The organism is Kitasatospora sp. NPDC050463 (assembly GCF_040655255.1).
Classification (GTDB): domain Bacteria; phylum Actinomycetota; class Actinomycetes; order Streptomycetales; family Streptomycetaceae; genus Kitasatospora.
This window is the reverse complement of sequence record NZ_JBFAJO010000028.1, coordinates 1-22,179: the sequence shown is the minus strand read 5'-3', so window position 1 is coordinate 22,179 and position 22,179 is coordinate 1. Positions and strand designations below refer to the sequence as shown.

The following is a 22,179-nucleotide window of genomic DNA, read 5'->3' as shown; positions in this document are numbered from 1 at the left end:
TCGGCACAGCTCAGCGGACTGTGCTATTCAAGTACCGGCTCTCCGGTCGGTTTCGAGCCATGACGGGCAAGTCTAGTTCAAGTAATGGTAAAGAGAATGCAGTGGAGGCATAAAGTGTCAAGGCAGGAGCGCGCGATCCACACCCGCCGAGTGATCCTTGAGGCCGCGGCCGAGATGTTCAACGAGCTCGGGTACGACGCGACCACCATCGGCGGCCTCATCGAGCGCATCCAACTCACACGTGGCGGGCTGTACTTCCACTTCACCACCAAGGAGCAGCTGGCCCGTGGCGTGCTTGCCGAGGCGGTGACCATGGAGGGGCTGACCCCACAGACCTTCAAGCTGCAGGAATGGGTGGACCTCGCACTGCTCCTCGCCCACCGGCTGCCCCGGGAGCCGATGCTGAGCGCCGCGATCCGGCTGTCCGTCGACGTCAAGTCCCGCGGGCTGTTCGGCACCCGGTGGCCCGACTGGATCGAGGTGGGGCAGGGGCTGCTGACGGAGGCGAAGGAGCGCGGCGAGCTGCTCACGCACGTCGACCCGGCGGAGACCGCGCGGCTGTTCGTCGGGGCGTGGACCGGGGTCCAGCTGATCACCGAGACCCTGCCGGAGCGCACCCTGTCCCAGGAGATCTCGAACCTGTTCGCACTCGTCCTCCCCAACATCGCCAGCGCCGGCGTGCTGGCCAGGCTGGACTCCTCCCCCTACCGCGCGAAGCGCCTGCTGGAGGAGGCCGGGCGGCCCGAGGTGCCGTCACAACTCGGCTGAGGCCTCGGGAGAAGGCCCGACCTCCGGCACACCCCGCCCCCCGGAGCACCCGACCCCCGGAGCACCCAGGCACCCGCGCCCCGGCGACCGTGCCGGCCGGCCGGCACGGAATCGCGCCGCGACGCGTACGGCATCTCCGCAGCGAAACAGGGCAGCCAGCGCCCGCGCCGGCCTGTATAAAATAGAACAGGACAGCAGTCCTCTTTTGGGAGTTCGAGCCGGACGACACCGATGCGGGGCGGTGGTCCGTCCGGTCGGCTGGGGTGGCGGACCACAGGGGGATCAACCATGCGACACCTGCACCAACCTGTTCGCGCAAACAACGAGTCGGCCCCCGCGACGGCCCTGGACCCCGAACTCAGCGGCGAACTCTTCGGCTCGCTGCGGCGCAGCGGCCAGCGGCTCAAGGCGGAGCAGTACGTCCGCGGCCTGCTGGCACTGGAGGGCCGAAAGACCCTGCGCGGCATCGCGGCACAGTTCGAGGGCGCCGCGGCGCAGCAGAGCGTGCACCACTTCATCAGCGCGTCCCCCTGGGAGTGGATGCCGGTGCGGCACGCCCTCGCCCGCCGGGTGCAGCGGACGTTGGCGCCGCAGGCCTGGGTGATCAGGCCGATCCTGATACCCAAGGCCGGCTCCCACTCGGTCGGCATCGACCAGCAGCTGCTGCCCCTGGGGCGGACCGTCAACGGCCAGCGCGCGGTGGGGGCCTGGCTGGCCTCCGGGCACTGCGCCGTCCCCGTCGACTGGCAACTGCGGCTGTCCGCCCGGTGGCTGGCCGATCCACTGCGGCAGCGGGCGAGCGTTCCCGCCGACGCCGCGGTCGCCACCATCGAGGACTGCGTCCGGGCCGCGGTGGCCAACGTCCAGCAGATCGGCGGCGTACTGCGCGGGCCGGTCGTCGTGGACGTCGCGGAGGTGGACGCCGTGGCGGTCGCACGCTTCCTCGCGTCGATCGGGGTCGCCTTCGTGGTGCGGACCGGGCCGCAGACGCAGCTGTGGCTCGACCGGACCGAACTGCCCGGCTACAGCGGCCGGGAGCGCACGGCGGGCGAGCTCGCCGAGTCCCTCCCGCGGCTGCGCCGGCAGGTCAACCCGGGCGACGGCCCGACCACGGCGGTGGCGATCCCGGTGGTGACCTCACCGTCGCGCGGTGACCGCATGCTGCTGCTGGGCGAGTGGTGCCCGGCCGGGCGCCCGCGGCGGCGGCTCTGGCTCACCAACGCCGACGCCCCCTCCGTCCTCACCGCGCTGCGGCTCACCCGTCTGCCGCGGGTGGTCGTGCGGGACTTCACCGCGATCTCCGACAGCGTGGGGGTGCGGGACTTCGGCGGGCGGTCGTTCCCGGGCTGGCACCGCCACATCACACTGGCCTCGGTCGCCCATCTGATCGCCACCCTGGAGTCGCGGGGGCCCGCGGCACGCGACTGCCGGACCGACGGCTGACCCGACCGCCCCGAGTTCACAGGACTACTGTCCGGTAACGTGACACTCTCGCTCTCCGTGCCATGCCATCGGCCCCGTTCGCTCCTTACTGTCTGGGGCAGCGCGCAAGGACCTTCGCGACCGTCGCCGGCATCGGAACAGGAGTGTCTGTAGTGGAGTTCACCCTCACCAGACCTCCCCGCCGGCACACCGGCGGCGGTCCGCCGCACACCCCGGAATCGTCACAGGATGGGCGTCCGCTCAGCAGCCCGTCCCCCAGTCGCCCTGAACGACCAAGGCTCGGCCCGCCGGCCGCTCCGCCGCCGACGAGGAGGTCGGCGCCCGCGCCCTCCGGCGGCTGACCCCGACGCATGCGGTGCACGCCCCCGGCGACGGCTGACCGGGCCCCGGCCCCGTTCCCGTCGGGCCGGACTCCCTACCGGTCCGGCCCGACCGGCGAGCACGCATGCCGCGACCAACCCGGCGCAGCCGGCCCGGCCCCGTTCCCGCGCGCCCCGGCGCCCGCTCACCGCGCGAGCCCGAGCTCCGCCACCCCGTACGGCGCGTCCCCCCGAACACCACGACAACGGAGACGACTTGACCACTCAGACGTTGGCACAGCGGCGGCGCGTCACGGCTCCGGTCACCGACAACGACCGGTCGAAGCCCTACACCCGCCCCGCGAGCCCCGCCGGATTCCCATCGTCGGCCCCGACCGGCGCAGCCCCGAGCACCGCCGCCCCGCTGCGCCCCGCCACCCCGGGCAACCACGGCTCCGGCGACGGGCCGCCGTCCCCACCCGCACCCGGAGACGCCGCGGTGGCCACCGACGAGCCGGCCGTGGCCGCCGGATCGTCCGGTCCGGGCGCGGGGCAGTACGCCCGCGCACCGTTCCCGCCCGGCTCGCACGACGTCCTGCTCACCGAACTCTGCTCGGTCCTGTTCACCTCCCTGTCCCGCAGCGACCAGTGCAGAAAGGGCCTGCAGTACCTGCGCGGCCTGCTGGAGACCGAGGGACGCAAGTCGATCCGGAACATCGCGGCACTGCTCGGCGAGCCGGCGTCGGAGCAGAACCTGCACCACTTCATCTGCAGTTCCACCTGGGACTGGGTGCCCATCCGCCGAGCCCTGGCCCACCACCTGCTCGGCGCGGCCGCCCCGCAGGCGTGGGTGGTGCAGCCGATGATCATCCCCAAGACCGGCCGGCACTCGGTCGGCGTGGAGCGGCACTTCTTCCCCGCCCTGGGCCAGGTGCTGAACGCCCAGCACGCCATCGGCGTCTGGGCCGCCTCGGAGGAACTGAGCACCCCGGTCAACTGGCGTCTCCACCTTCCCGAGGTCTGGCTCAAGGACGATCTGCGGCGCAGTCAGGTCTCCATTCCGGACGAAGTCGGTGTGGAGACCCTGGGCGAGTGCATGATCGAGGCCTGCCTGGAGACCACGACGGGCTGGGGGCTGCCGGTCCGGCCCGTGGTGCTCGACATCGGCGAGCCTCAGGCCATGACGATCTTCGGGAAGCTCAGTGCCCACGGCGTGCCCCTGCTCGCCAGGGTGGGCGGCGACCTCCGGCTGGCCGTACTGGGCCCGGTCCTGCCCGGCGCCGGGAGCAGGCCGCTGCCCGCCCACCTCATCATGAGCCTGGCCAAGGACATGCGCCGGCCCGTCCCGGGCCGGCAGCACGGACCGCAGGGGGTGTTACGGGCCGGTCTGGCCGCCACCGTCCGCGTCGGCCTGGCGTCGACGACCGCGCCGGCCGCGGCGACCACGGCGGGCGCCGGGCAGGCCGGGGCGGGTGGAGAGCTGCTGCTGCTCGGCATCGGCGAGGAGGGCGGGCACTGGCCCGCGGAGCTGTGGCTGACCAACCTGACCGCCGTGTCGCCGGCCACCCTGGTCCGGCTCAGCCGGCTCACCGAGAAGGTCGACCGGGACTTCACGGAGATCGCGGACCGGGTGGGCATCCGGGACTTCACGGGACGGTCCTTCAACGGATGGCACCGTCACGTCACCCTGGCCTCGGCCGCCCATGCGGTCGTCGCGCTCGCCAACCGCCGCGAGCGGCCCGTCTGACCGACCGTCTGACCAGCCGTCTGAACGGCCGTCTGACCGGCCGGCCGGTACGCCGGGTCGGCCGACGGCAGCACGAGCGCGTCAGCAGCAGGACAGCGCGTCACAGGGCTGCGACGCCCTCCGGCCGCCGTCGTCGGCTCGGTCGGCGGCCGGCGGCCGGCCCCCCGGGGGCTCCGCGCAGCTGCCCTCCGGGACGATCCCCGCCCGTACCTCGGCCGCCGCGAGCTGCGGCAGCATCAGCCGCCAGAACGGCGTGACCGCCTGGCGCGAGTGCCAGTGGGGGTCGCGCCGCCCCAGCACCTCCAGACCCGCGATGACGGCCGTGATGGCGGCCACCGCGTCGTCGAGCACGATGTCGGCGGCCAGACTGCCCCGGGCCCTGGCGACGGTCAGCATCAGCTGGACCCAGTCCTGCCACTGCTGCCACAGGTTCGCGCCGCCCGGCCAGGTCGCGTCACTGCCGAGGCAGAATCCGGCCCGCAGCACCGCGTCGCCGGACAGCCGCTGGGCCAGCGTGTGCGAGGTGTCGACGAGGAGTTGGAGCGGTGCGGGGTGGCGCAGCGGAATGTTGCCGGTGATGTGCAGCAGGGTTTCCGCGGCAGCGGATTCGACCGCCTCCCCGAGTGCTCGCTTGTTCCCGAAGTGGAAGTGCAGCGCACCATGGCTGAGACCGGCCCGGACACAGATCTGCGTAATGGAGGATTCCGCGAATCCGGATCGGGTGAAGGTCTCTGCGGCAGAACGGATCAGTTCCTGCCGTGTGCGGACGGCACGATTCTGCTTGGCCATGGGAGCGCTCCGGAAATGTGGTGAGCGACGGGTGAAACGCACGGAGACATGCCGCAGGGCGACAATGGAGGCGCTGATTCCGGAAGCCGTCACACGGCCCGGCGGGATCATGCCCGACGGAACTCGCGCCGGGGTGAATCGCGCCCGGTCCCGATAGGCCTTGGATCGACACCCCGAGAAAGCTGCCGGGGCCGCCGCCCCCGGCCTGATCGACAATGCGCGCATTCGCATGCACCGGGTCGGATTCTATCACATCTGCAACTCTCCATGCACAGAACGTAATGACTCGGAGCGCGATCGGGCTCGAATTGCTCGCCCCTCAGTTCGAGCACGCCGGCGGCCGCCGGAATACCCGTGCCGACGGAATATTCCGGCCCGTGCCCGACCCCCGCCCGGCTCTCGACCAGCCCCGATCGGCCCCCGGCCGGCCCCGTCGCCGCATGCGGAGTCGCCCGGAGGGCCGACCCGACGAAGCGGGCCGGCCCTCCGGGCGACCGGGTGTGCGGGGTCCTGCTGCCGGTCCTGCCTCGTCAGGCGGCGTGCGGTCAGCGCCCGAGCCGGCGGATCTCGAAGAGCTTGTAGGTGACGTCCACCCCCGCCAGCTGCCGGTCGGCGCTGCCCAGCATCGTCAGCGAGCTGCCCGCCCCGGCGGCCAGTCCGGCGATCCGGTCGGCGTCGCCGAAGCTGTTGAAGGTGACCAGGGCCCGGCCGCCGGGCAGCAGCCGGTCGTGCACCTGGGCGAGGTAGCGGCCGAGGGCGCTGTAGCCGCGGTCGAAGATCGCCCACTCGACGTCCTGGGTGAACTCGAAGTCCTTCGGCGCCTCGAAGACGCTGCAGTTCCAGAAGACCGTGTCGAAGCGGGCCTCGGGGTCGAGCGCGTCGAACACGTCGCTGCGCAGCACCCGTACCCGGTCGGCGACTCCGTGCCGTTCGGCGTTGCGGGCGGCGCTGTCGACCGCGGTGTCGGTGATGTCGGTGGCGGTCACCCGCGCACAGCCGCGCAGGGCCGCCCAGACCGCGGTGACGCCGGCCCCGCAGCCGATCTCCAGGAAGCTGCCGCCCTGCGGGTAGGGGATCGCCCCGGTGTACCACTCGGTGCCGGTACCCTGCCGCGGCTCGTAGGTGCCAGGGATCAAGTCCCACTCCAGACCGAGGAGTTCGAACGTGGTGGGCTCGGTCTCCGCCGTGCCCAGCTGCTCGACGAGACGGCGTCCGAGGCCGTAGCGCTCCTCGAACTTCTCGGATGTCTGCTCCATGGTTCTCTTCTCCAGGTGTCGATGTCCGATGGGCGTGGTTCGTTCCTGCACCCGGGCCGGTCCGGCTCCCGGCCGGCCCGTCCCGGGTTGGGGGGGTGGCGCGGCGGCGGCCTACTCCCTCGGCCGGCGCCCCCTCCGCCGGCGCCCGCTGGGGTCCGCTCCGGCCGGTCGCGCCCGGCACGATCGGCCGGAGCGGTCCGGCCGAGGACTCACCAGCCGAGGCGCTCGCCGAGCAGCGACAGGTCGGCGGCGTACTTGGCGATGAACTCCGGCGACAGCTGCGGGATGTCCCGCGCCGGCCCGACCCCGGCGGCCCGGACGGCGGCCCGGAACCGGGCGGAGGGGATGACCGACCCGGGCACCGCGGCCTCCGGCTGCTTGAACCCGTGGACCAGCGGCAGCGCGGAGTGCTGCCGCTGCCCCTCGGGCAGGGCGCGCATCGCGGCCTCGAAGCGGACGAACCAGTCGTCGTAGTCGGCCACCCGCTCGATCCGGTGCCCGGCCTCGGAGAGCCAGTCCACGAAGCTGTCGAGCGAGATCCCGTCGTCGTTCGGGTTGACGAGGCTGAAGGTCCGGTAGCCCTCGGCGCCGTACCCGCCCAGGGCCACGACGGCGGCGGCGGTGAAGTCCACCGGCAGGCCGTCGTAGTGCGCCCGCCGCCGGTCGCCCCCGTCCTCGGTGCGGTAGAACGACTGCGGCGCGATGCCGGTGGCGATGACGCTGAGCAGCAGCCGGGTGAACTGGTCGGGGACGTTCAGCTGCCCGGCGTAGCGGCTGTGCGCGAGGATCATGTTCGACCGGAAGGTGGTGACCGGGAGTCCGCACTGGTCGTGCGCCTCGCGGAGCAGGACCTCACCGGCCCACTTGCTGGTCGCGTAGCCGCCGGCGTAGCCCTCGTCGGTCTGCTGGACGGGGATGGCGACCCGGACGTCGGAGTCCTCGTCCAGGGGCCGTCCCGCCCGGGAGGTGGCGACGGCCACGCTGGAGATGTAGGTGAAGGGCTTGATCCGGCCGGTGAGCCCCAGGCGGATCAGTTCAGCCGTCCCGACCACGTTGGCCTCGAACAGGTGCTCGTACGGGAGGACGTGGTTCACCAGCGCGCCGGCGTGGACGATCACGTCCACACCGTCGGAGAGCCGCTTCCAGGTCGTGTCGTCCAGGCCCAGCCGCGGCTCCGCGATGTCGCCCGCCAGGACCTCCAGATGTCCGTCGGCGAGCTCCCGGTAGCGGCGCACCAGTTCGTCGTCCCCGCTGACGAAGGCCTCGTCGAGGCGCTTGCGGGCCGCGTCCGCGTCCCGTCCGCGCACGACGCAGATCACCGTCCCGCCCACGGGGGCCAGCCGCTCCAGCCACTCCAGGCAGAGGAAGTGGCCGAGGTAGCCGCTCGCGCCGGTCAGCAGCACCGTCCGGGGCGCGCCGCTCGGCCCGGGGAGGGTTCGGGCCTCGGCGATCGTCCGGGTGTCGAGGAACTTGTCCAGGGTGAGGTCCTTGGCGTGGACCCTGGTGCCGTCCTCGCCGTGCACCGACGCGAAGGTCGTCCCGTTCAGGCCCGTCGCGCGCTTGGTCTCGATGTAGCCGGCCAGTTGCCGCAGGTCGTAGGCCGGGCTGATCACGGTGTCGACGGGGACCCGCACGCCGAAGATGTCGTGGAGCAGGTTGGAGAAGGAGACGGCGGTCAGGGAGTCCCCGCCGACGTCCCGGAAGTGCGCGGCGGGGCCGACCTCGACGGTGGAGCCCGCGAGCAGCGCCCGGGTGGCCCGCTGGACGGTCTCCAGCACCGGCCGGTCGGCGCCCGTGCGGCGCAGCTCAAGCAGTTCCCGGCTCTCCCGGGCGGCGATGTCGGCGTACAACTCCTCCAGTTGCCGGCCGTAGCGCTCCTGGAGCCGGGGCCGCAGCAGCTTGCGGTGGTCCGAGAGCAGGCCGTTCGCCTGGTCGAACGGCTCGGCCTCGATCAGGACGTCGCGCGGGATCTCGTAGGAGTTGAGGCCGGCTTCCCCGGCGATCTGCTGAAACGATTCGCTCAGGAGCTGGCGGAGGTTCTCCGGCTCGTCGCCGAACTGTTCGAGGGCGGCCGGCGTGGGCACCACCACGGCCAGCAGGTAGGACCGCTCGCTGTTGCCGTACACGAAGATCTGCCGGACCAGCGGGCTGGCCGCGAACTCGGCCTCCAGTCGCGCGGTGGCCACGAACTCGCCCTGGGACAGCTTCAGCACGCTCTTGCGGCGGTCCAGGATGGTGAACCGGTCCGGCCCGAGCTCCGCGACGATGTCGCCCGTCCGGTAGTAGCCGTCCTCGTCGATGATCTCCGCCGACAGCTCGGGCTGCTTGTAGTAGCCGGGGACGACGGCCTCGGACTTCAGCAGCAACTCCCCCCGCGGGTGCGGGGAGTCGGTCCGGTAGTAGCCGAGTTCGGGCACGTCGACCAGCTTGTAGTCGATCACCGGCGGCCGGAGCAGCCTGTCGTCGACCGAGACGGCGGCGGCCTCGGTGGAGCCGTAGATGATGGTCAACTCGAAGCCCAGCAGCGCCTCGACGAAGACCCGCAGCTCGGCGGAGAGCGGCGCGGAGCCGCAACTGGCCCAGGCGAGCCGGCCGCCCAGGAGCTTCTCCCGCAGCTCGGCCAGGACGTCCGCCTCGACCGCCTGCCGGTCGGCGCCGGCGAGCACCCGCCGGTCGAGCTCGCTCTGGTACTTCTGGTAGAGCATTTCGCAGACCCGTGGCACCAGCGACAGTTCGGTGGGCCGGACCATCGCGATGTCCTCGAAGAAGGTCGACATGTCACTGCTCGCCGTGAAGTAGCTGATCCCGCTGCGGGCGAGGGTGTTCTTCAGTGACGAGTGCCCGGCGACATGGCTCATCGGCATGTAGTTGATATTGATGGCGAGGAGGTCGGAGAACAGCTTCGACCAGGCGCCGCCCCACATCGCGCTCAACAGCCGGTCGGTGTACATCGCGCCCTTGGGCGTTCCGGTGCTTCCCGAGGTGTAGATGAGCATCGCCAGCGGGTCGTCGTCGTCCTCGGGTACGAACAGCGGCGCGTCGGGCAGCGCGGAGCCGCGGCCGACGACCTCCGCCAGGGTGTCGACGACCACGTCGCGGCCGGCCCGGGCCAGCCGTTCCCGGGCGGCGGTGAACTTCTCGAACTGGTCGCTGACTTCCGGGTGGTAGTCGAAGACCACCAGTCGCCGGGCCGAGGAGTTCGCCAGCAGGAGGTCGACGGCGACGTGCAGCCGCTCGATGCTCGCGGCCACGACGAAGGGCTCGGTCTCCTCGACGATCGAGGCGAGTTGCGGGAGCGGGGCGCTGGTCTGCAGCGGGACGCTGACCACGCCGAGGTAGTTGCAGGCCAGATCGACGACCGCGTAGTCGCCGCTGGCGAAGCCGAGCAGCGCGATCCGTTCGCCGGGCGTCAGCGGATGGTCCGGGTGGCGGTGCCATTCCGCGGCCACCGCGCGGACCCGCCCCCAGAGTTCGCTGTAACTGGTCGTCTCGTAGTGGCTCAGGAGGCGGAGCGAAACGCGGCCGGTGTCGGGTTCCCGCACGAACTCCTTCGCGCGTTCACCGATTGCGGGACGATCCGTGTGGCGCTGCATGACATTTGCTAACGTTTGCGCAAGCCGCATTCTGGGTCTCCGCATCGCATCGCTGGCAGACTGTTGTGGCTGGAATTCGAAGGACCGGTGCTCGTCGGCCTGCACGCCGACGACGGCACACTCTTCTCCCGGACGATCCGTCCGTCGCTCCGAGTTGGTGCCCCGATGCTAACCAGAGCCGAACCGGGTTCCTGAACAAACGAGCGACGATCTGTCAGGTCGGCCGTATGCCGGCCGCCGCACGGCGAGTTCTTCCGGATGCGTACAAAGTCCTTCGCCTGCGGTCTTGTTGCCGACCCGGCGTGGTGACGGGCGAAGCGGCGCGGGCTTCGGCGCCGCGGGCCGAGCGCATGCGACGCGGCCGAACGACGCCGTCCGGGCCCGTCCACCGGAGCCCGGGGGCCCGTAGTTGACACGCTTGCCGTGTTCGCCTTGCGAAGGTCTGGTTACTTAGGGCAGCATCAAGCTTATGCAATATAGCGCGCACACAATTATCGCGGACGCGGGTTGAGCGCGCTCAAGATCATTCTAATGGGAGGGACGTGCCCATGTCAGGCAGCTCGGCTCCGAGTGAACACCGGACGGGAGGCGACGCCTTGGCGGCATCCGAGGCAGCGCCCGAGACGGCAGCACCCGAGGTCCAGCAGGACCCCCTGCGCTGGTCGGCACGGTTATGGGTGTCGCTGCTGATCTTCAGCGGCGTGATCCTGCTCGACGGGCTCGACGTCTCGATGATCGTGGTGACGATCCCCGAGATCCAGAACGAGCTCGGGATGACGGCGGCCACCGCACAGTGGCTGGTCGGCGCCTACATCCTGGCGTTCGGCAGCTTCCTGCTGCTGGGCGGGCGAGTGGCCGACCTGTTCGGCCGACGGCGGGTGCTGGTCATCGCCATGGCCGCGTTCGCGGTCGTCTCGCTGTTCGGCGCGCTCGCCGACAGCTCGGTCCTGCTGATCGTCTCCCGCTTCGTCAAGGGCATGGCGGCCGGCTTCGCCGCCCCGGCCGCGATGTCGTTGCTGACCACGACGTTCGCCGAAGGACCCCAGCGCAACAAGGCGTTCGGCATCTTCAACGTCTTCGAGGCGTCCGGCTACTCCTCCGGCCTACTGGTCGGTGGCATGCTCGCCGCCCTGAACTGGCGGTCCATCTTCATCCTGCCGATCCCGCTCTCCATCCTGCTGCTGATCGGCGCCCTGCGCTTCCTGCCGCCGGACCCGCCGCGCACCGAGCGGCCGCGACTCGACATCGGCGGCGCCGCCACCCTGTTGCCCGGCACCCTGCTCCTGGTCTTCACCGTGGTCTCCGCCGCCGAGGCCGGCTGGGGATCGCTGCGGACGATCGGCGGATTCGCCCTCTCCGCCGCCCTGTTGGCCGCCTTCCTGATCATCGAGCGCAGCGTGCAGGAGCCGCTGATCCGGCTCGACATCTTCCGCAACCGCGGCCTGGTGGGCGCCAACATCAGCATCGCCCTGCTGTACGGCGGCGCGATGGGCTTCCAGTTCCTGCTCGCGCTCTACCTACAGGACCTCCAGGGCTGGAAGCCGTGGCAGATGGCACTGGTCCTGCTGCCGGCCGGCCTGATGGTGGTCATCATCGGCCCCAAGCTCGGCGCCCTGATGGAGCGCTTCGGCGTCACCAAGGTCCTGATGGTCGGGCTCGTGGCCTTCCTCCCCTGCTACCTGCTGATGCTCTTCATCGGCCAGGAGCCGGACCTCTGGCGGATCCTGCTGCCCGCGTCGGTGCTGTGGGGCGTGGGCTTCGCGCTCAGCATCGCGACACTGATGGTGGTCGGCACCAACGGGATCGCGGACGAGGAGCAGGGGCTCGCGGCCGGCCTGCTCAACAGCTCGCTGCAGGTCGGCGGCGCCTTCGGCCTCGCGGTCGTCACCGCCGTCATCATGCCCGGCACCGAGCTGTCGATGTTCTACCCCGGGCTCGCGGTCATCCTGGGCTTCGCCGTCCTCACACTCATGGCACAGTTGACGCACCGTCAGAAATGATCCCACCAGGCCGACCGGCGCGGCGGGGGCCGGAACTCCGGTGCACCGCGGCGCCGGCCGGGCCCGATCCCTACCGGACGGCCGACCGGTTACCGTCCGAGCGGTTACCGTCCGAGCGTCGAACCCGCCACCACGGCACCACGGTCGGGCCGGCTCAGGCGAACCGCGCCAGCCGCCGACCGGCCGCCCGCGCCCACACCGCCGGGAGCTGGGCCCGCGCCGCCTCGGCAGCCGCCAACTCCAGCCCGTACAGCACGCCGTAGCCGAACGCCTCGCCGGAGCCGGCCGCCCGCTCCCGCAGCGCGGCCGCCGCCACCACCGCGTCCTGGTGCTCCCCGAGCACCTCCTGGACGGCCTTCATCCGGGCGACGTACCGCTGCGCCGCCGAGCCGGCCACCGGTACCGCCGTCTCCCCCGCGTAGCGGGCCCGCTTGGCCGCCTTCCGCGCCTCGTGCAGCGCGGCGTCCCGCCCCGGCCCGCCGGCCTCCGCCAGCCGGATCCGCTTCGCCGTCCGCCGCTGCTCCCGCGCCGCCACCCGGGCCAGCTCCGGCACGGCGACCCGCCCCGCCCGCCCGCGCAACGGCGGATCCGCGAGCAAGGCGGCCAGGCCCGCCGCCAGGGCACGCCGCCGCCAGCTGTCCAGCGCCGCGACGACCTCCTTCCGGACCTCGCGGTGGTCGTCCCGGCTCCACCGCTCCAGTCGCCGGACGAGCCGCTCCGGCCCGCACGGCGCCGGCAGCTCCCGGGCCCGCGCCACCAGCCGCTCTCCCAGCACCTCGCCGTCCCGGGCCCGGCCGAGGGCCTCCCCGAGCCACCGCAGCTCGGCCACCAGCTCGTCGGTCGCGCCGGGCGCGAACAGTCGCCGGTACGTCCGCAGTGCGCTGCGCAGCCGCCGGCAGGCGACCCGCATCCGGTGCACCGCGTCCGGCTCGTCCGCCCGCACCGCGTCGTCGAGTCCGGCGAGCACCTCGGCCTGCGCCGCGATCCGGTCGAGCACCACCGCGCCCACCGTGGTGTCGGTTGCGGCCATGCGCGTTCACCCCTCCCGTCGGGGCCTGCGGGACGCCTTCCAGGCTAGCCCGCCGGGGGCGGGAGGGGCGGCCGGGCGGCCGGACCGGGATCACGGCCTCAGCTGGACGGCCAGCGACATCGTGTAACCGACCAGGGCGGCGAAGAAGCAGACGGCGGTGGCGTGGCGCGGGGTGAAGGGCAGTCCGGACAGCGAGGGGAAGAGGAGCACGGCGGTGCCGGCGGCCAGGTCGGCGATGTAGAGGCCGCCGGGCGGGACCACGCCGGTGGTGCGGGCCGCCCAGCCGGTGGCGACCAGGAAGCCGGTGAGCAGGACGAATCCGGAGAGCAGTCCGGAGCCGATGCTGGCGAGGGCGGGGTGCGGCTCGGGCGGCTCCTCGCCCTCGGGGAGGGCGGGGCGCAGGCGTTGGGCGACGGCGAGGGCCGTGACGGCGACGGTCACGGCCGCGGCGGCGCTGAGCAGGGGGCCAGGGTTCACCTAGGGCTCCTGGAGGTCGGGGGGTGATGGCCGAGGGCCGCGGCCAGCGCGGCCGGGACGAGGACGGTGAGGATCACGACGGTGGCCCAGACGGACGGTTCGAGCGCGGTCGGCGGTCCGTCGACCGGGGGCGGGAGCGCGGGTGCCCCGACGATCGCGACCGTCGCGAGCGGGCCCGGGGTCGGCGCGAGAGCCGGCGGGGCGGTCCGGGCCGGGGGCGAGGTGACGGTCGTGACGGCCGTCGGGCGGGGAGTGGCGGCCGTTGCCGGGGGCGCACCGACGAGCGGGGCGGCGGACGGCGGTCCGACCGGAGGCGGGTGCTGCGGCACGGCGGGCCCGGGCGGCGCGGGCCGGCTCGGGGCGGGCGGCGCGGCAGCCGGCGGCGCGGGCGAAAGCGCGGACGCGGACGGGAGCGAGGACACGGTGGGCGACGGTGACGGCGTCGACGGCTGCGCCGGTACCGGACAGTGACTCGGCGGTGGGTGGACGGTCGGCGGCGCGGGTGGCTCGGGCAGCTCGGGCAGCTGCGGCGGCGAAGGCCAGTACAGCGTGGGAGGGGACGGAGGCGAGGGAGGCGACGGAACCGGCGGCCACGGCCGGAGCGGCCCGTGCACCAGGGCCTGCCCCGAGGCCTGCACCTGGATCTGCCCCTGGGCGTGCGCCGGGGTCTGCGCTGCGGAGGCTGCGGGTGGACGGGGGTGCGCCGGGCCGGTGGCGTGGTCCATCGGCCGATTGTCGGATCACCTCCGCCGCCGACGGCAGTCCCTGACGCCCGCTCACCCCCGCTCACCCACCCAAACCCATCCCCCCGGTGAACTCCCGGCCCCCGCACCCCGAACGAACGGCCGATGGCGGACCCTCCGTTCGCCACCCGCCGACGCACCCTCGTGCCGCGTGTGAGCGTCGTGGCATACTCCGGGACATGACGACTTCCACCCCTGCGACCAGGGCCCTGCGGGCCGCGGTGTTCACCGCGCTCGCCGTGCCGCTGTCCGCGCTGGGCCAGGTCGTCATCACCGGTCGCCCGTTGCCGCTCGCTCTGGTGGCCGCCGCGACCGCCGTCGTCTTCGTGGTCGCGACCGCACTGGCCGGCCGGGAACGACGGCTGCTGCACATCTCGGCCGTGCTGGTCCCGGTCGAGCTGCTGCTCAACACCACCTTCAACCTGGGCCAGACCGGCTGCGGCCCGGTCCTCGGGGCCGAGCACGCCCCCGCGCGCGGCATGAACCTGCTGGTCTGCGGCGGCGGTTCGGTGGACGGGTCGCTGTTCTCGGGGCCGCTGGGGCACGCCGGGCCGGTCGCGCCCGCCGCCACCCAGCTGCTGGTCCTGCTGGTCCATCTGCTGGTCGCGCTGGTCGCCGCCGCCTGGCTGCGGCTGGGCGACGCCGCCCTGTCCGGCCTGGCCCAGGCCCTGCGCGCACTGCGCCAGTCGCTCGCGGCCCCGCTGCGGGCACTGTTCCTGCTGCTGGCGCCGGTGCCGGTCCGCCCGGTGCGGCGGGTGCCGCTGCCGGCCTCGGACCGCCCCCGGCCGCGGCGCGAGGCCGTGGTGCTCAGCCCCGCGCCGCGGCGCGGTCCGCCGGCCTTCGCGCCTGCCTGCTGACGCCCGGCGTCCGGTACCGCCCCGTCCGTGAGGGCCGCACGCCCTGACACTCCGGCGTCCGGACACCCCGAACGGGCCCCGGGCCACCGCCCGGCGCCCCGCAGGCAGCGCGCCCGACTCCCGCGTTCACCGATCCGAGCCCCCTCGCGCCCCGCGGCGCCCCGCGCCGCGCCGAGGCGGGCACCCCCGCGCGCGTTCGCGCGCCGCGTACAGGAGTTGACCCACCATGGCCCAGCCCACCGAACAGCCGCCCGGCCGCACGCAGTCCCAGCGCGTGAGCGCCCGCGAGCGGATCCAGGAGGCGCAGCAGCGCGAGCGGCTCGCCGCCAAGCGCCGGCAGCGGATCGTCGTCGGCGTCTCGATCGTCGCGGTCCTCGCCCTGGCGGGCGGTACGACGCTGGCGATCAACGCGGCGGGCGGCGACACCTCGTCCACCGCGTCCACCGCCGCCGAGCCGACCGCGCTGGTCGTCCCGGCCAACACCACCGGCCCGGACGGCACCGTGATCGTCTACGGCAAGGCGGACGCCGCCCACACCCTGCAGGTGTTCGAGGACTTCCGCTGCCCGGTCTGCAAGAGCTTCGAGACGACCAACGGCGAGACCGTCAGGAAGCTGGCGGACGACGGCACGGTCAAGGTGGAGTACCACCTGGCCGCGTTCCTCGACAAGAACCTCGGCGGCAAGGGCTCGCGCACCGCGCTCGCCGCCGTCGGCGCGGCGCTCAACGAGGGCGTCGACAAGTTCAAGCAGTTCCACGACGTGCTGTACGCCAACCAGCCGGACGAGCGCGAGGACGGCTTCGGCGACGTCAACCACCTGCTGGAGCTGGCCGACCAGGTGCCGGGCCTGAAGACGGACGCCTTCGTCAAGGCGGTCACCGAGCGCACCTACGGGCCGTGGGCGAAGAAGGTCGCGGACGCCTTCAACGACAGCGGGGTGACGGGGACGCCGACGGTCAAGCTGGACGGCAGGCCGATCACCCTGTTCAGCGGGAAGAACGCGGTGACGCCTGAGCAGTTCACCGCCCAGGTGAAGCAGGCCGCGGGCTTGCAGTGAGCACCACCGGCCCGGCCGATCACCCGGCCGGGCCGGCCCTTCACACCCACCGGAGTGCTCTGCCATGACCGCCCCGACCGCCGTGAACCCGCCCCGCCCCGTCTCCACCGCCGCCGCACCGCCGGGCCGTACGCCGATCGGCGCGGGCCGGGCGTTCGCGCTGTTCCTGTTCCTCGGCGGACTCCTCGGACTGGCCGCCTCGGCCGTCCTGACCTTCGACAAGCTCCGCATCCTGGAGAACCCGTCCTACGTCCCCGGTTGCAACATCAACCCGGTGATCAGCTGCGGTTCGGTGATGCGCACCGAGCAGGCGGAGGTCTTCGGCTTCCCGAACCCGCTGCTGGGTCTGGCCGCCTTCGGCGCGCTGGCGGCGGTCGGCGCCGGGCTGCTGGCCGGTGCCGCCTACCGCCGCTGGTTCTGGCTGGGCCTGCAGGCGGGCACCCTGGCGGGCGTCGTCTTCGTGCACTGGCTGATCGACCAGGCGCTGTACGACATCGGGGCGCTCTGCCCGTACTGCATGGTGGTCTGGGCGACGGTGGTGCCGCTGTGCTGGTACACCACGCTGCACAACCTGCGCTCCGGGGTGATACCGGTCGGTCCCCGGCTTCGACCGGTGGTCCGCGAGGCCGCCCGCTACCACTGGGCGCTGCCGGTGCTGTGGGCCGCCGTGATCGCGCTGCTGATCCTGAATCGGTTCTGGTACTACTGGAGCACCCTCCTCTGAGCCCCCCGCCGGCCCGTGGCCCCGCGCCCGCCGGGCAGGGCCACGGGCGGCCGGGCAGGGCCTCAACCGAAGACCGCCCGGCGGAAGGCGTTGCGCAGGTCGGTGAGCGGCTGGATCTCGCGGCCGTAGTGCACCTTGTTGGTCAGCAGCAGCGCCCAGCGGCCGAGCCGGCGGGAGACCCAGATCCCGGTGCCGGTGAAGCCGTAGTGGACGAAGGTGCCCTCGGCGGGGTCGGTGCCGGGGGCGCAGAGCCAGGACAGCCCGCGCGTGGGGGTGAGCCCGCCGGTCTGCTCGCGCAGCGACTCGGCGATCCAGGGCCCGGCCCAGGCCGGCCTGGCCGGCGGGTCGAGCGGCCGCGGATCGAGCAGCGGCGGGTCGAGCAGCGCGGTGAGGAAGCGTTCGAGGTCGCGGGCGGTGGAGAAGACGCCCGCGTTGCCGGAGACGCCACCGAGCAGCCGGGCCGACGGGTCGTGCACCACCCCGCGCAGGTGGGCGCCGGCGGCCTCGTCGTACTCGGTGGGCGCGGTGCGCGCGGTCCAGGCCGGGCCGAGCGGGCCGAACCGGGTGTCGGTCATCCCGAGCGGGCGCCAGACCTGCCGTTCGGCGAGCGTGTCGAGGGGGGCACCGGCCAGGTCCTCGACGAGGTGGCCCAGCAGGACGGCGGCGCGGTCGGTGTACTCGACGGCGCTGCCGGGCGGGCGGTGCAGCGGGGCGGCGAGGATACCGGCCAGGATCGCCTCGCGCTCCCGGCCGTAGCGCTGCTCGAACTCGGTGCGCGGCGGCATTCCCGCCGTATGGGTGAGGAGTTGACGTGCCGTCACCAGTCCGGTCGGCTGCCCGGCGGCGGGCGGCCAGTAGGTGCCGAGCGGGCGGTCGAGCGGGAGCCGGCCGGCCTGCCACAGGGCGCCGGCGCAGGGCCAGAGCGCGACGATCTTGGTGAGGCTGGCGAGGTCGAAGAGCGTGTCGGGCCCCATCTCCAGGCGCCCGTAAGGGCCTTGACCGAGCAGACCGGCGCTGCCGCGCTCGCGCACCCCGCCGGCGTCGCCGACGGCCCAGACGCCGCCCGCCCCGACCCTGTGCAGCCCGGCCGTCACCAGCCGCGCCAACTCCCCGCCGGGGGCGGCCCGGACGGCCGCCGGGTCGGGGGCGGCGGCCCCTCGCGGATGCTCGTCCATGCCTGCCCCCGCCCGCTCGGCCACCGGTCCGCCGGGAGCCTACCCAGCGGGCGGGCGGTCAGACGGCGGGCGCGCCGCCGAACTCCTTGCCGAGGCAGATGCTCTGCGGGTGGTCGCGGTAGATGCCGAACTTCCGGATCGGGTCGTACCCCTCGGAGCCGTAGAGCGCGACCGCCTCGGGCTGCTCGGTGCCGGTCTCCAGCACGAACCTGGTCCGCCCGGCCTCGGCGGCGGTCCGCTCCAGCCGGCGCAGCACCGTCCGCGCGAGGCCCCGCCCGCGGGCGGCGGGGACGACGAACATCCGCTTCAGCTCGGCGTCGCCGTCCCGCATCCCGTGCGGGCCGGCCTGCTTGGCCCGCCAGCCGCCGCAGGCCACCGGCTCGCCGTCGAGGTAGGCGATCAGGAACAGACCGGCCGGCGGCTCGAAGTCGTCGGGGTGCAGCTCGGTGAGGTCGCCCTCGCCGTAGCGGCGGACGTACTCCTGCTGCACCTCGGCCGAGAGTCGCTGGGCGTCCGGGTGACCGTAGCCGGTGACGCGGATCTCGATGCCGTCGCCCTCGCTGGCCCGCGTGCCGGCGGTCGCGGTGATGCTCTCCATGGTCCAAGAGCCTACGACCCCGGGTCAGCGCCCCTCGAACCGGGCGACCAACTCGTCCTTGCCGAACATCCGGGCGGTGTCGACGGCGGACGGCGTACCGGCCGCCGGGTCGGCGCCGCCGGCCAGCAGGGCGGTGAGCACGTCGTCGGCGCCCTTGAAGACGGCGCCGGCCAGCGGGGTCTGCCCCCGGTCGTTGGCCCGGTTCGGGTCGGCGCCGCGGGCCACCAGAGCGGTGACGGTGGCGGCGTGGCCGTGGTACGCGGCGAGCATCAGCAGGGTGTCGCCGCGGTTGTTGGCGAGGTTGGCGGGCGCACCGGCGTCGACGTAGGCGGCGAGGGTGTCGGTGTCACCGGCCCGGGCCGCATCGAAGAGCTTCCCGGCCAGCTCGATCACCTCGGCGTCCGGGGCGTCGGCGGCGGGCTGCTGGCTGGCGGCGTCGGTCATGGCGGGCCTCTCCTGGGCATCTCGGGCGCCCCCGGGACTCGCCCCGGGAGCTTCTCGGTCGATCGGTCGCGCGTACCGCACCGTAGCGGCCCGGTACGCGGGCGATCCAGCGCGCGTCCGGTACGCGGACGGCGGCCGGATGGCGACATCCCCCGCACGACACGCGTGCGGGAAGGTGTCGCAGCCATTCGAGCGAACTTCGCGATGCCCCCGGAAGCTTCCCGCCCGGCCGCCGGGAATACCTCGGCGCCGGTACACGGGGCCGCCAGGCCCCCGTTCGGGGCGGTTCGCATACCTCCACGCGGCCCGCAGGCCGGTATTGACCGATAAAACCACCCATTTGCACCGTTCCATCATCTATTACTTTTTGTCACGATTAGGGAACTTTTCGTGACACTGTCCCCGTCCCCCTCCCCCGAGGAGCAGACCGTGATCCTCTCGATTTCCGGCATCGTCCTGTTCGGCACCATCGCCTTCCTCTTCTTCCGCAGGGACGGACTAAAGGTCTCCCACGCCATCGTCTGCGCCCTCCTCGGCTTCTACATCGCCGGTTCCTCGATCGCTCCGAGCATCACCGCGGGCGGCGCCAGCCTGGCCAGCCTGCTCGGCGGCATCAAGTTCTAGCGCGGCCACTCCCCCGTACGGGCCCGGGCGCGGATCCCACCGCCCCGGGCCCCGTCGTACACCCGCCGCCGACCCCCTGAACCCGACCGTCCCACTCGCCCGGGGAGCCAAGGAATGCCGCTCAACCGCCACCTCAGCAAGGGCCGCGACCTCGCCCGCACGGCCGGCGACCACGCCGGCGACATGTTCGCGCCGCTGACCGTCATCGGGCGCGGACTGCGCCACCACGTCGCCTGGACCAAGGAGCGCTGGCAGGCCACCCCGAAGGAGCGGCGCGGGCCGACGATCTTCCTGACCGCCGCCATGCTGCTCGGCATCTACCTGCTGCCGCACGGGCTGCTGTTCGCCCTGGTCGCCCTGATGGCCAGCGCCGCCTGGACCGGACGCTCCCCCAAGGGGCCGCCGAACCCGCCCGAGGCGGACGTCGCCGACGTCAAGCTCACCGCCCTGTACGCCGCGCTGACCCCGTACCTGGCCGGGCCGGACGACCTCGCCCCGCTGTACCACCACGAGGGCGGCTACAAGGACGTCTTCGGCTCCTGGGAGTTCGACGCCGAGGGGCGGCTCGCCCGGCTGGAGCTCGTCTACCCGGCCTACTTCACGGACACCGAGCCCGCCGCCCGGGCCCGGATCGAGCAGGTCGTCCAGGGCAAGGCCGGCCGCGCCCGGGAGTACCGCTTCGACTGGGACGAGGAGTCCAACCGGCTGCGGATCGCCGCGCTGAGCCCGCTGGCCACCGACATCGCGGCCCAGCGCTTCGTGACCACCCCCGGCGAGATCGTGCTGGGCTTCACCGACGAGGACGGCAGCGCCCGGACCATCCCGGTGGGCCAGGGCGGCACCATCACCCAGCAGCCGCCGGTGGTCTGGCGCACCGGCCCCCGCTCGGGCGAGCCGCACCTGCTCGCACTCGGCGTGACCGGCTACGGCACCTCCAGCCTGATCCGCTCGATCGCGCTCCAGGCACTGCCCTTCGGCGACCTCGTGGTGATCGACGGCGCCGGCACCGGCGAGCACGCCTGCCTGGTCAACCGGCCCGGCGTGCACACCGTGGAGACCAGCCTGCACGGCGCACTGGCCGCGCTGGAGTGGGCCGCCAAGGAGACCGAACGCCGGCTGACCGCCCTGAACACCGCCCGGCACGCGGGGACGGCGCCACCCGAGGACGTCACCCGGCCGCTCTGGCTGCTGCTCGACCACCCGACCGAGCTGAGCGAACTGGCCCACGCCGAGGGCCGGCCGGACCCGCAGGACCTGCTGGAACTCCCCCTGCGGCACGGCCGGGCCGCCCGGGTCACCGTGGTGATCGCCGACGGCATCGACGCCCGGGACCGGATCACCCCGACCGTCCGGGCCACCACCCGGGCCCGCGTCCTGCTCGGCCCGACCGGCCCCGAGGAGAGCTACGCCGCGCTCGGCGCGCCGCTGGACATCGTGCCCGCCGCACACGCCCCCGCCGGCCGCGGCTACGCCCGGATCGGCACCGGCACGCCGGTCCGCCTCCAGGTGCCGGCCACCGTCGACCCGCTGGACGAGGAGGCGCCGGCCCAGCTGCGCGAAGCGGTGATCGCCCTGCTCCCGCACCGCGACACCCGGACGGAGGCGGCCGCACCGGTCGACCTCCCGCCGCGCCCGGCGGGCCCGCCGCCGATGCCTCCGGCCGAGCCGGTCCAGCAGCCGCAGCCGGTGGAGCTGGGCAAGGAGCACACCGCCCTGCGGCTCCGTCCGCCGGCCTGAACGGGCCGGCCGGGGCGGGGCGGCGTAGGCCGACGGAACCCGCCCCGGTAGGCTCGTGGACGGAAAGGCCGACCGGTCACCGGATGTGAAATAGGTGACACCTGGGGTGATATCCACGGCCAGATGTGACAAATCGGGCGCCGGTGGGTACAAACAGGGGCGGCACGACAGACGACGCATGTCCCGGGACGGGAATCTTCGTCGGAAGCCGAGCGTTGACCGAACGACGAAGAACAGCGACCACTAGTCCTGTGGGCCATAAGCCCGGGAGGCACGATTCATGAGCGAGCGAGCTCTCCGCGGCACGCGACTCGGGGCCACTAGCTACGAGACCGACCGTGGTATCGATCTGGCTCCCCGCCAGACCGTCGAGTACGCATGTCAGAACGGACACCGATTCGAGGTTCCTTTCTCGGTCGAGGCGGAGATCCCCTCGGCCTGGGAATGCCGCTTCTGCGGCCAGGAAGCAGTACTCCTCGACGGTGACGAACCTGAGGAGAAGAAGACCAAGCCCACGCGTACCCATTGGGACATGCTGATGGAGCGCCGCACGCGCGAGGAGCTGGAGGAGGTGCTGGCCGAGCGGCTGGCCGTTCTCCGCTCCGGAGGGATGAACCTCGCGGTACACCCGCGGGACACCCGTAAGAGCGCCTGACCCCCGCTCCCGCCCCAGCGGGAGCACGCGAAAAGGGACCCTGGCCCCCAGGGTCCCTTTCGCGTTGTCCGCGGGTGCCGCACCCCGGCACAGGTAGGCCGAGCGGAGGACGTCGTCGGAGCCCTGCGGCGTGGCCGCCTCGGCGCCGGAGACGACGCGGAAG

At 73.2% G+C, this 22,179-nt stretch carries 19 protein-coding genes; 10 read left to right on the top strand and 9 right to left on the bottom strand.

The features are described 5' to 3' along the window. Positions 1 to 114 precede the first annotated feature (114 nt). The 3 genes from AB0J08_RS19230 (at position 115) to AB0J08_RS19220 (ending at position 4,257) form a co-directional block, all read left to right on the top strand. Positions 115 to 768, top strand: coding sequence for a ScbR family autoregulator-binding transcription factor (locus AB0J08_RS19230; RefSeq protein ID WP_360635077.1), 654 nt, complete (start codon positions 115 to 117; stop codon positions 766 to 768). A 288-nt stretch (positions 769 to 1,056) separates the two neighbouring features. Further along, complete coding sequence (locus AB0J08_RS19225; RefSeq protein ID WP_360635074.1) at positions 1,057 to 2,211, top strand: transposase; 1,155 nt, start codon at positions 1,057 to 1,059, stop codon at positions 2,209 to 2,211. 576 nt (positions 2,212 to 2,787) lie between these two features. Further along, positions 2,788 to 4,257 carry a transposase gene (locus AB0J08_RS19220; protein WP_360635071.1) on the top strand — a complete coding sequence of 490 codons (1,470 nt, stop codon included), beginning with the start codon at positions 2,788 to 2,790 and terminating at the stop codon, positions 4,255 to 4,257. An 81-nt stretch (positions 4,258 to 4,338) separates the two neighbouring features. Here AB0J08_RS19220 and AB0J08_RS19215 read toward each other — a convergent pair whose 3' ends face one another. The 3 genes from AB0J08_RS19215 to car all read right to left on the bottom strand — a co-directional run bounded on the left by AB0J08_RS19215 (position 4,339) and on the right by car (position 10,000). Continuing rightward, positions 4,339 to 5,046 carry a ScbR family autoregulator-binding transcription factor gene (locus AB0J08_RS19215; RefSeq protein WP_360635068.1) on the bottom strand — a complete coding sequence of 236 codons (708 nt, stop codon included), beginning with the start codon at positions 5,044 to 5,046 and terminating at the stop codon, positions 4,339 to 4,341. A gap of 545 nt (positions 5,047 to 5,591) precedes the next feature. Continuing rightward, entirely contained in the window at positions 5,592 to 6,302 is a 711-nt protein-coding gene (locus AB0J08_RS19210; RefSeq protein WP_360635066.1) for a methyltransferase domain-containing protein, read from the bottom strand. Positions 6,303 to 6,511: 209 nt separating this feature from the next. Beyond that, positions 6,512 to 10,000, bottom strand: coding sequence for a carboxylic acid reductase (gene car, locus AB0J08_RS19205; RefSeq protein ID WP_360635063.1), 3,489 nt, complete (start codon positions 9,998 to 10,000; stop codon positions 6,512 to 6,514). A gap of 491 nt (positions 10,001 to 10,491) precedes the next feature. Between car and AB0J08_RS19200 the strand changes: the two genes are divergently transcribed. Then, entirely contained in the window at positions 10,492 to 11,895 is a 1,404-nt protein-coding gene (locus tag AB0J08_RS19200) for an MFS transporter (protein ID WP_360635060.1), read from the top strand. Between the two features lie 154 nt (positions 11,896 to 12,049). Here the strand turns inward: AB0J08_RS19200 and AB0J08_RS19195 are convergent, their stop codons facing one another. From AB0J08_RS19195 to AB0J08_RS19185, 3 genes are all read right to left on the bottom strand, one after another. Further along, the gene (locus tag AB0J08_RS19195; RefSeq protein WP_360635057.1) at positions 12,050 to 12,925 is read right to left on the bottom strand and encodes a CHAD domain-containing protein; all 876 of its coding nucleotides are present in this window, start codon (positions 12,923 to 12,925) and stop codon (positions 12,050 to 12,052) included. Positions 12,926 to 13,015: 90 nt separating this feature from the next. Further along, on the bottom strand, positions 13,016 to 13,402 hold the full coding sequence (locus AB0J08_RS19190; protein WP_360635054.1) for a hypothetical protein: 387 nt from the start codon (positions 13,400 to 13,402) through the stop codon (positions 13,016 to 13,018). Next, positions 13,399 to 13,824 (bottom strand): hypothetical protein, encoded by a 426-nt coding sequence (locus AB0J08_RS19185; protein WP_360635051.1) that lies wholly within the window; start codon positions 13,822 to 13,824, stop codon positions 13,399 to 13,401. Before AB0J08_RS19185 ends, AB0J08_RS19190 begins: the two co-directional genes overlap by 4 nt. Before the next feature lie 500 nt (positions 13,825 to 14,324). Between AB0J08_RS19185 and AB0J08_RS19180 the strand changes: the two genes are divergently transcribed. The 3 genes from AB0J08_RS19180 to AB0J08_RS19170 all read left to right on the top strand — a co-directional run bounded on the left by AB0J08_RS19180 (position 14,325) and on the right by AB0J08_RS19170 (position 16,783). Beyond that, positions 14,325 to 15,002: a hypothetical protein gene (locus tag AB0J08_RS19180; RefSeq protein ID WP_360635048.1), complete on the top strand. Its 678-nt coding sequence runs from the start codon at positions 14,325 to 14,327 to the stop codon at positions 15,000 to 15,002. Between the two features lie 226 nt (positions 15,003 to 15,228). Beyond that, a complete protein-coding gene (locus AB0J08_RS19175) occupies positions 15,229 to 16,059 on the top strand; it encodes a thioredoxin domain-containing protein (RefSeq protein ID WP_360635045.1) in 831 nt (276 codons plus the stop codon). A gap of 64 nt (positions 16,060 to 16,123) precedes the next feature. Beyond that, a complete protein-coding gene (locus AB0J08_RS19170) occupies positions 16,124 to 16,783 on the top strand; it encodes a vitamin K epoxide reductase family protein (RefSeq protein ID WP_360635042.1) in 660 nt (219 codons plus the stop codon). 62 nt (positions 16,784 to 16,845) lie between these two features. Here AB0J08_RS19170 and AB0J08_RS19165 read toward each other — a convergent pair whose 3' ends face one another. From AB0J08_RS19165 to AB0J08_RS19155, 3 genes are read right to left on the bottom strand one after another with little or no spacing between them, the layout of a single operon-like run. After that, complete coding sequence (locus AB0J08_RS19165) at positions 16,846 to 17,958, bottom strand: serine hydrolase domain-containing protein (RefSeq protein WP_360635040.1); 1,113 nt, start codon at positions 17,956 to 17,958, stop codon at positions 16,846 to 16,848. Between the two features lie 58 nt (positions 17,959 to 18,016). Next, entirely contained in the window at positions 18,017 to 18,556 is a 540-nt protein-coding gene (locus tag AB0J08_RS19160; RefSeq protein ID WP_360635037.1) for a GNAT family N-acetyltransferase, read from the bottom strand. 24 nt (positions 18,557 to 18,580) lie between these two features. After that, complete coding sequence (locus AB0J08_RS19155) at positions 18,581 to 19,000, bottom strand: ankyrin repeat domain-containing protein (protein WP_360635034.1); 420 nt, start codon at positions 18,998 to 19,000, stop codon at positions 18,581 to 18,583. A 429-nt stretch (positions 19,001 to 19,429) separates the two neighbouring features. Here AB0J08_RS19155 and AB0J08_RS19150 point away from each other — a divergent pair, with 429 nt between their 5' ends. From AB0J08_RS19150 to AB0J08_RS19140, 3 genes are all read left to right on the top strand, one after another. After that, on the top strand, positions 19,430 to 19,624 hold the full coding sequence (locus tag AB0J08_RS19150; RefSeq protein WP_148646425.1) for a hypothetical protein: 195 nt from the start codon (positions 19,430 to 19,432) through the stop codon (positions 19,622 to 19,624). Between the two features lie 114 nt (positions 19,625 to 19,738). Then, positions 19,739 to 21,361 (top strand): hypothetical protein, encoded by a 1,623-nt coding sequence (locus AB0J08_RS19145; RefSeq protein ID WP_360635031.1) that lies wholly within the window; start codon positions 19,739 to 19,741, stop codon positions 21,359 to 21,361. Between the two features lie 280 nt (positions 21,362 to 21,641). Then, on the top strand, positions 21,642 to 22,016 hold the full coding sequence (locus AB0J08_RS19140) for an RNA polymerase-binding protein RbpA (protein ID WP_030396357.1): 375 nt from the start codon (positions 21,642 to 21,644) through the stop codon (positions 22,014 to 22,016). Positions 22,017 to 22,179: the final 163 nt, after the last annotated feature.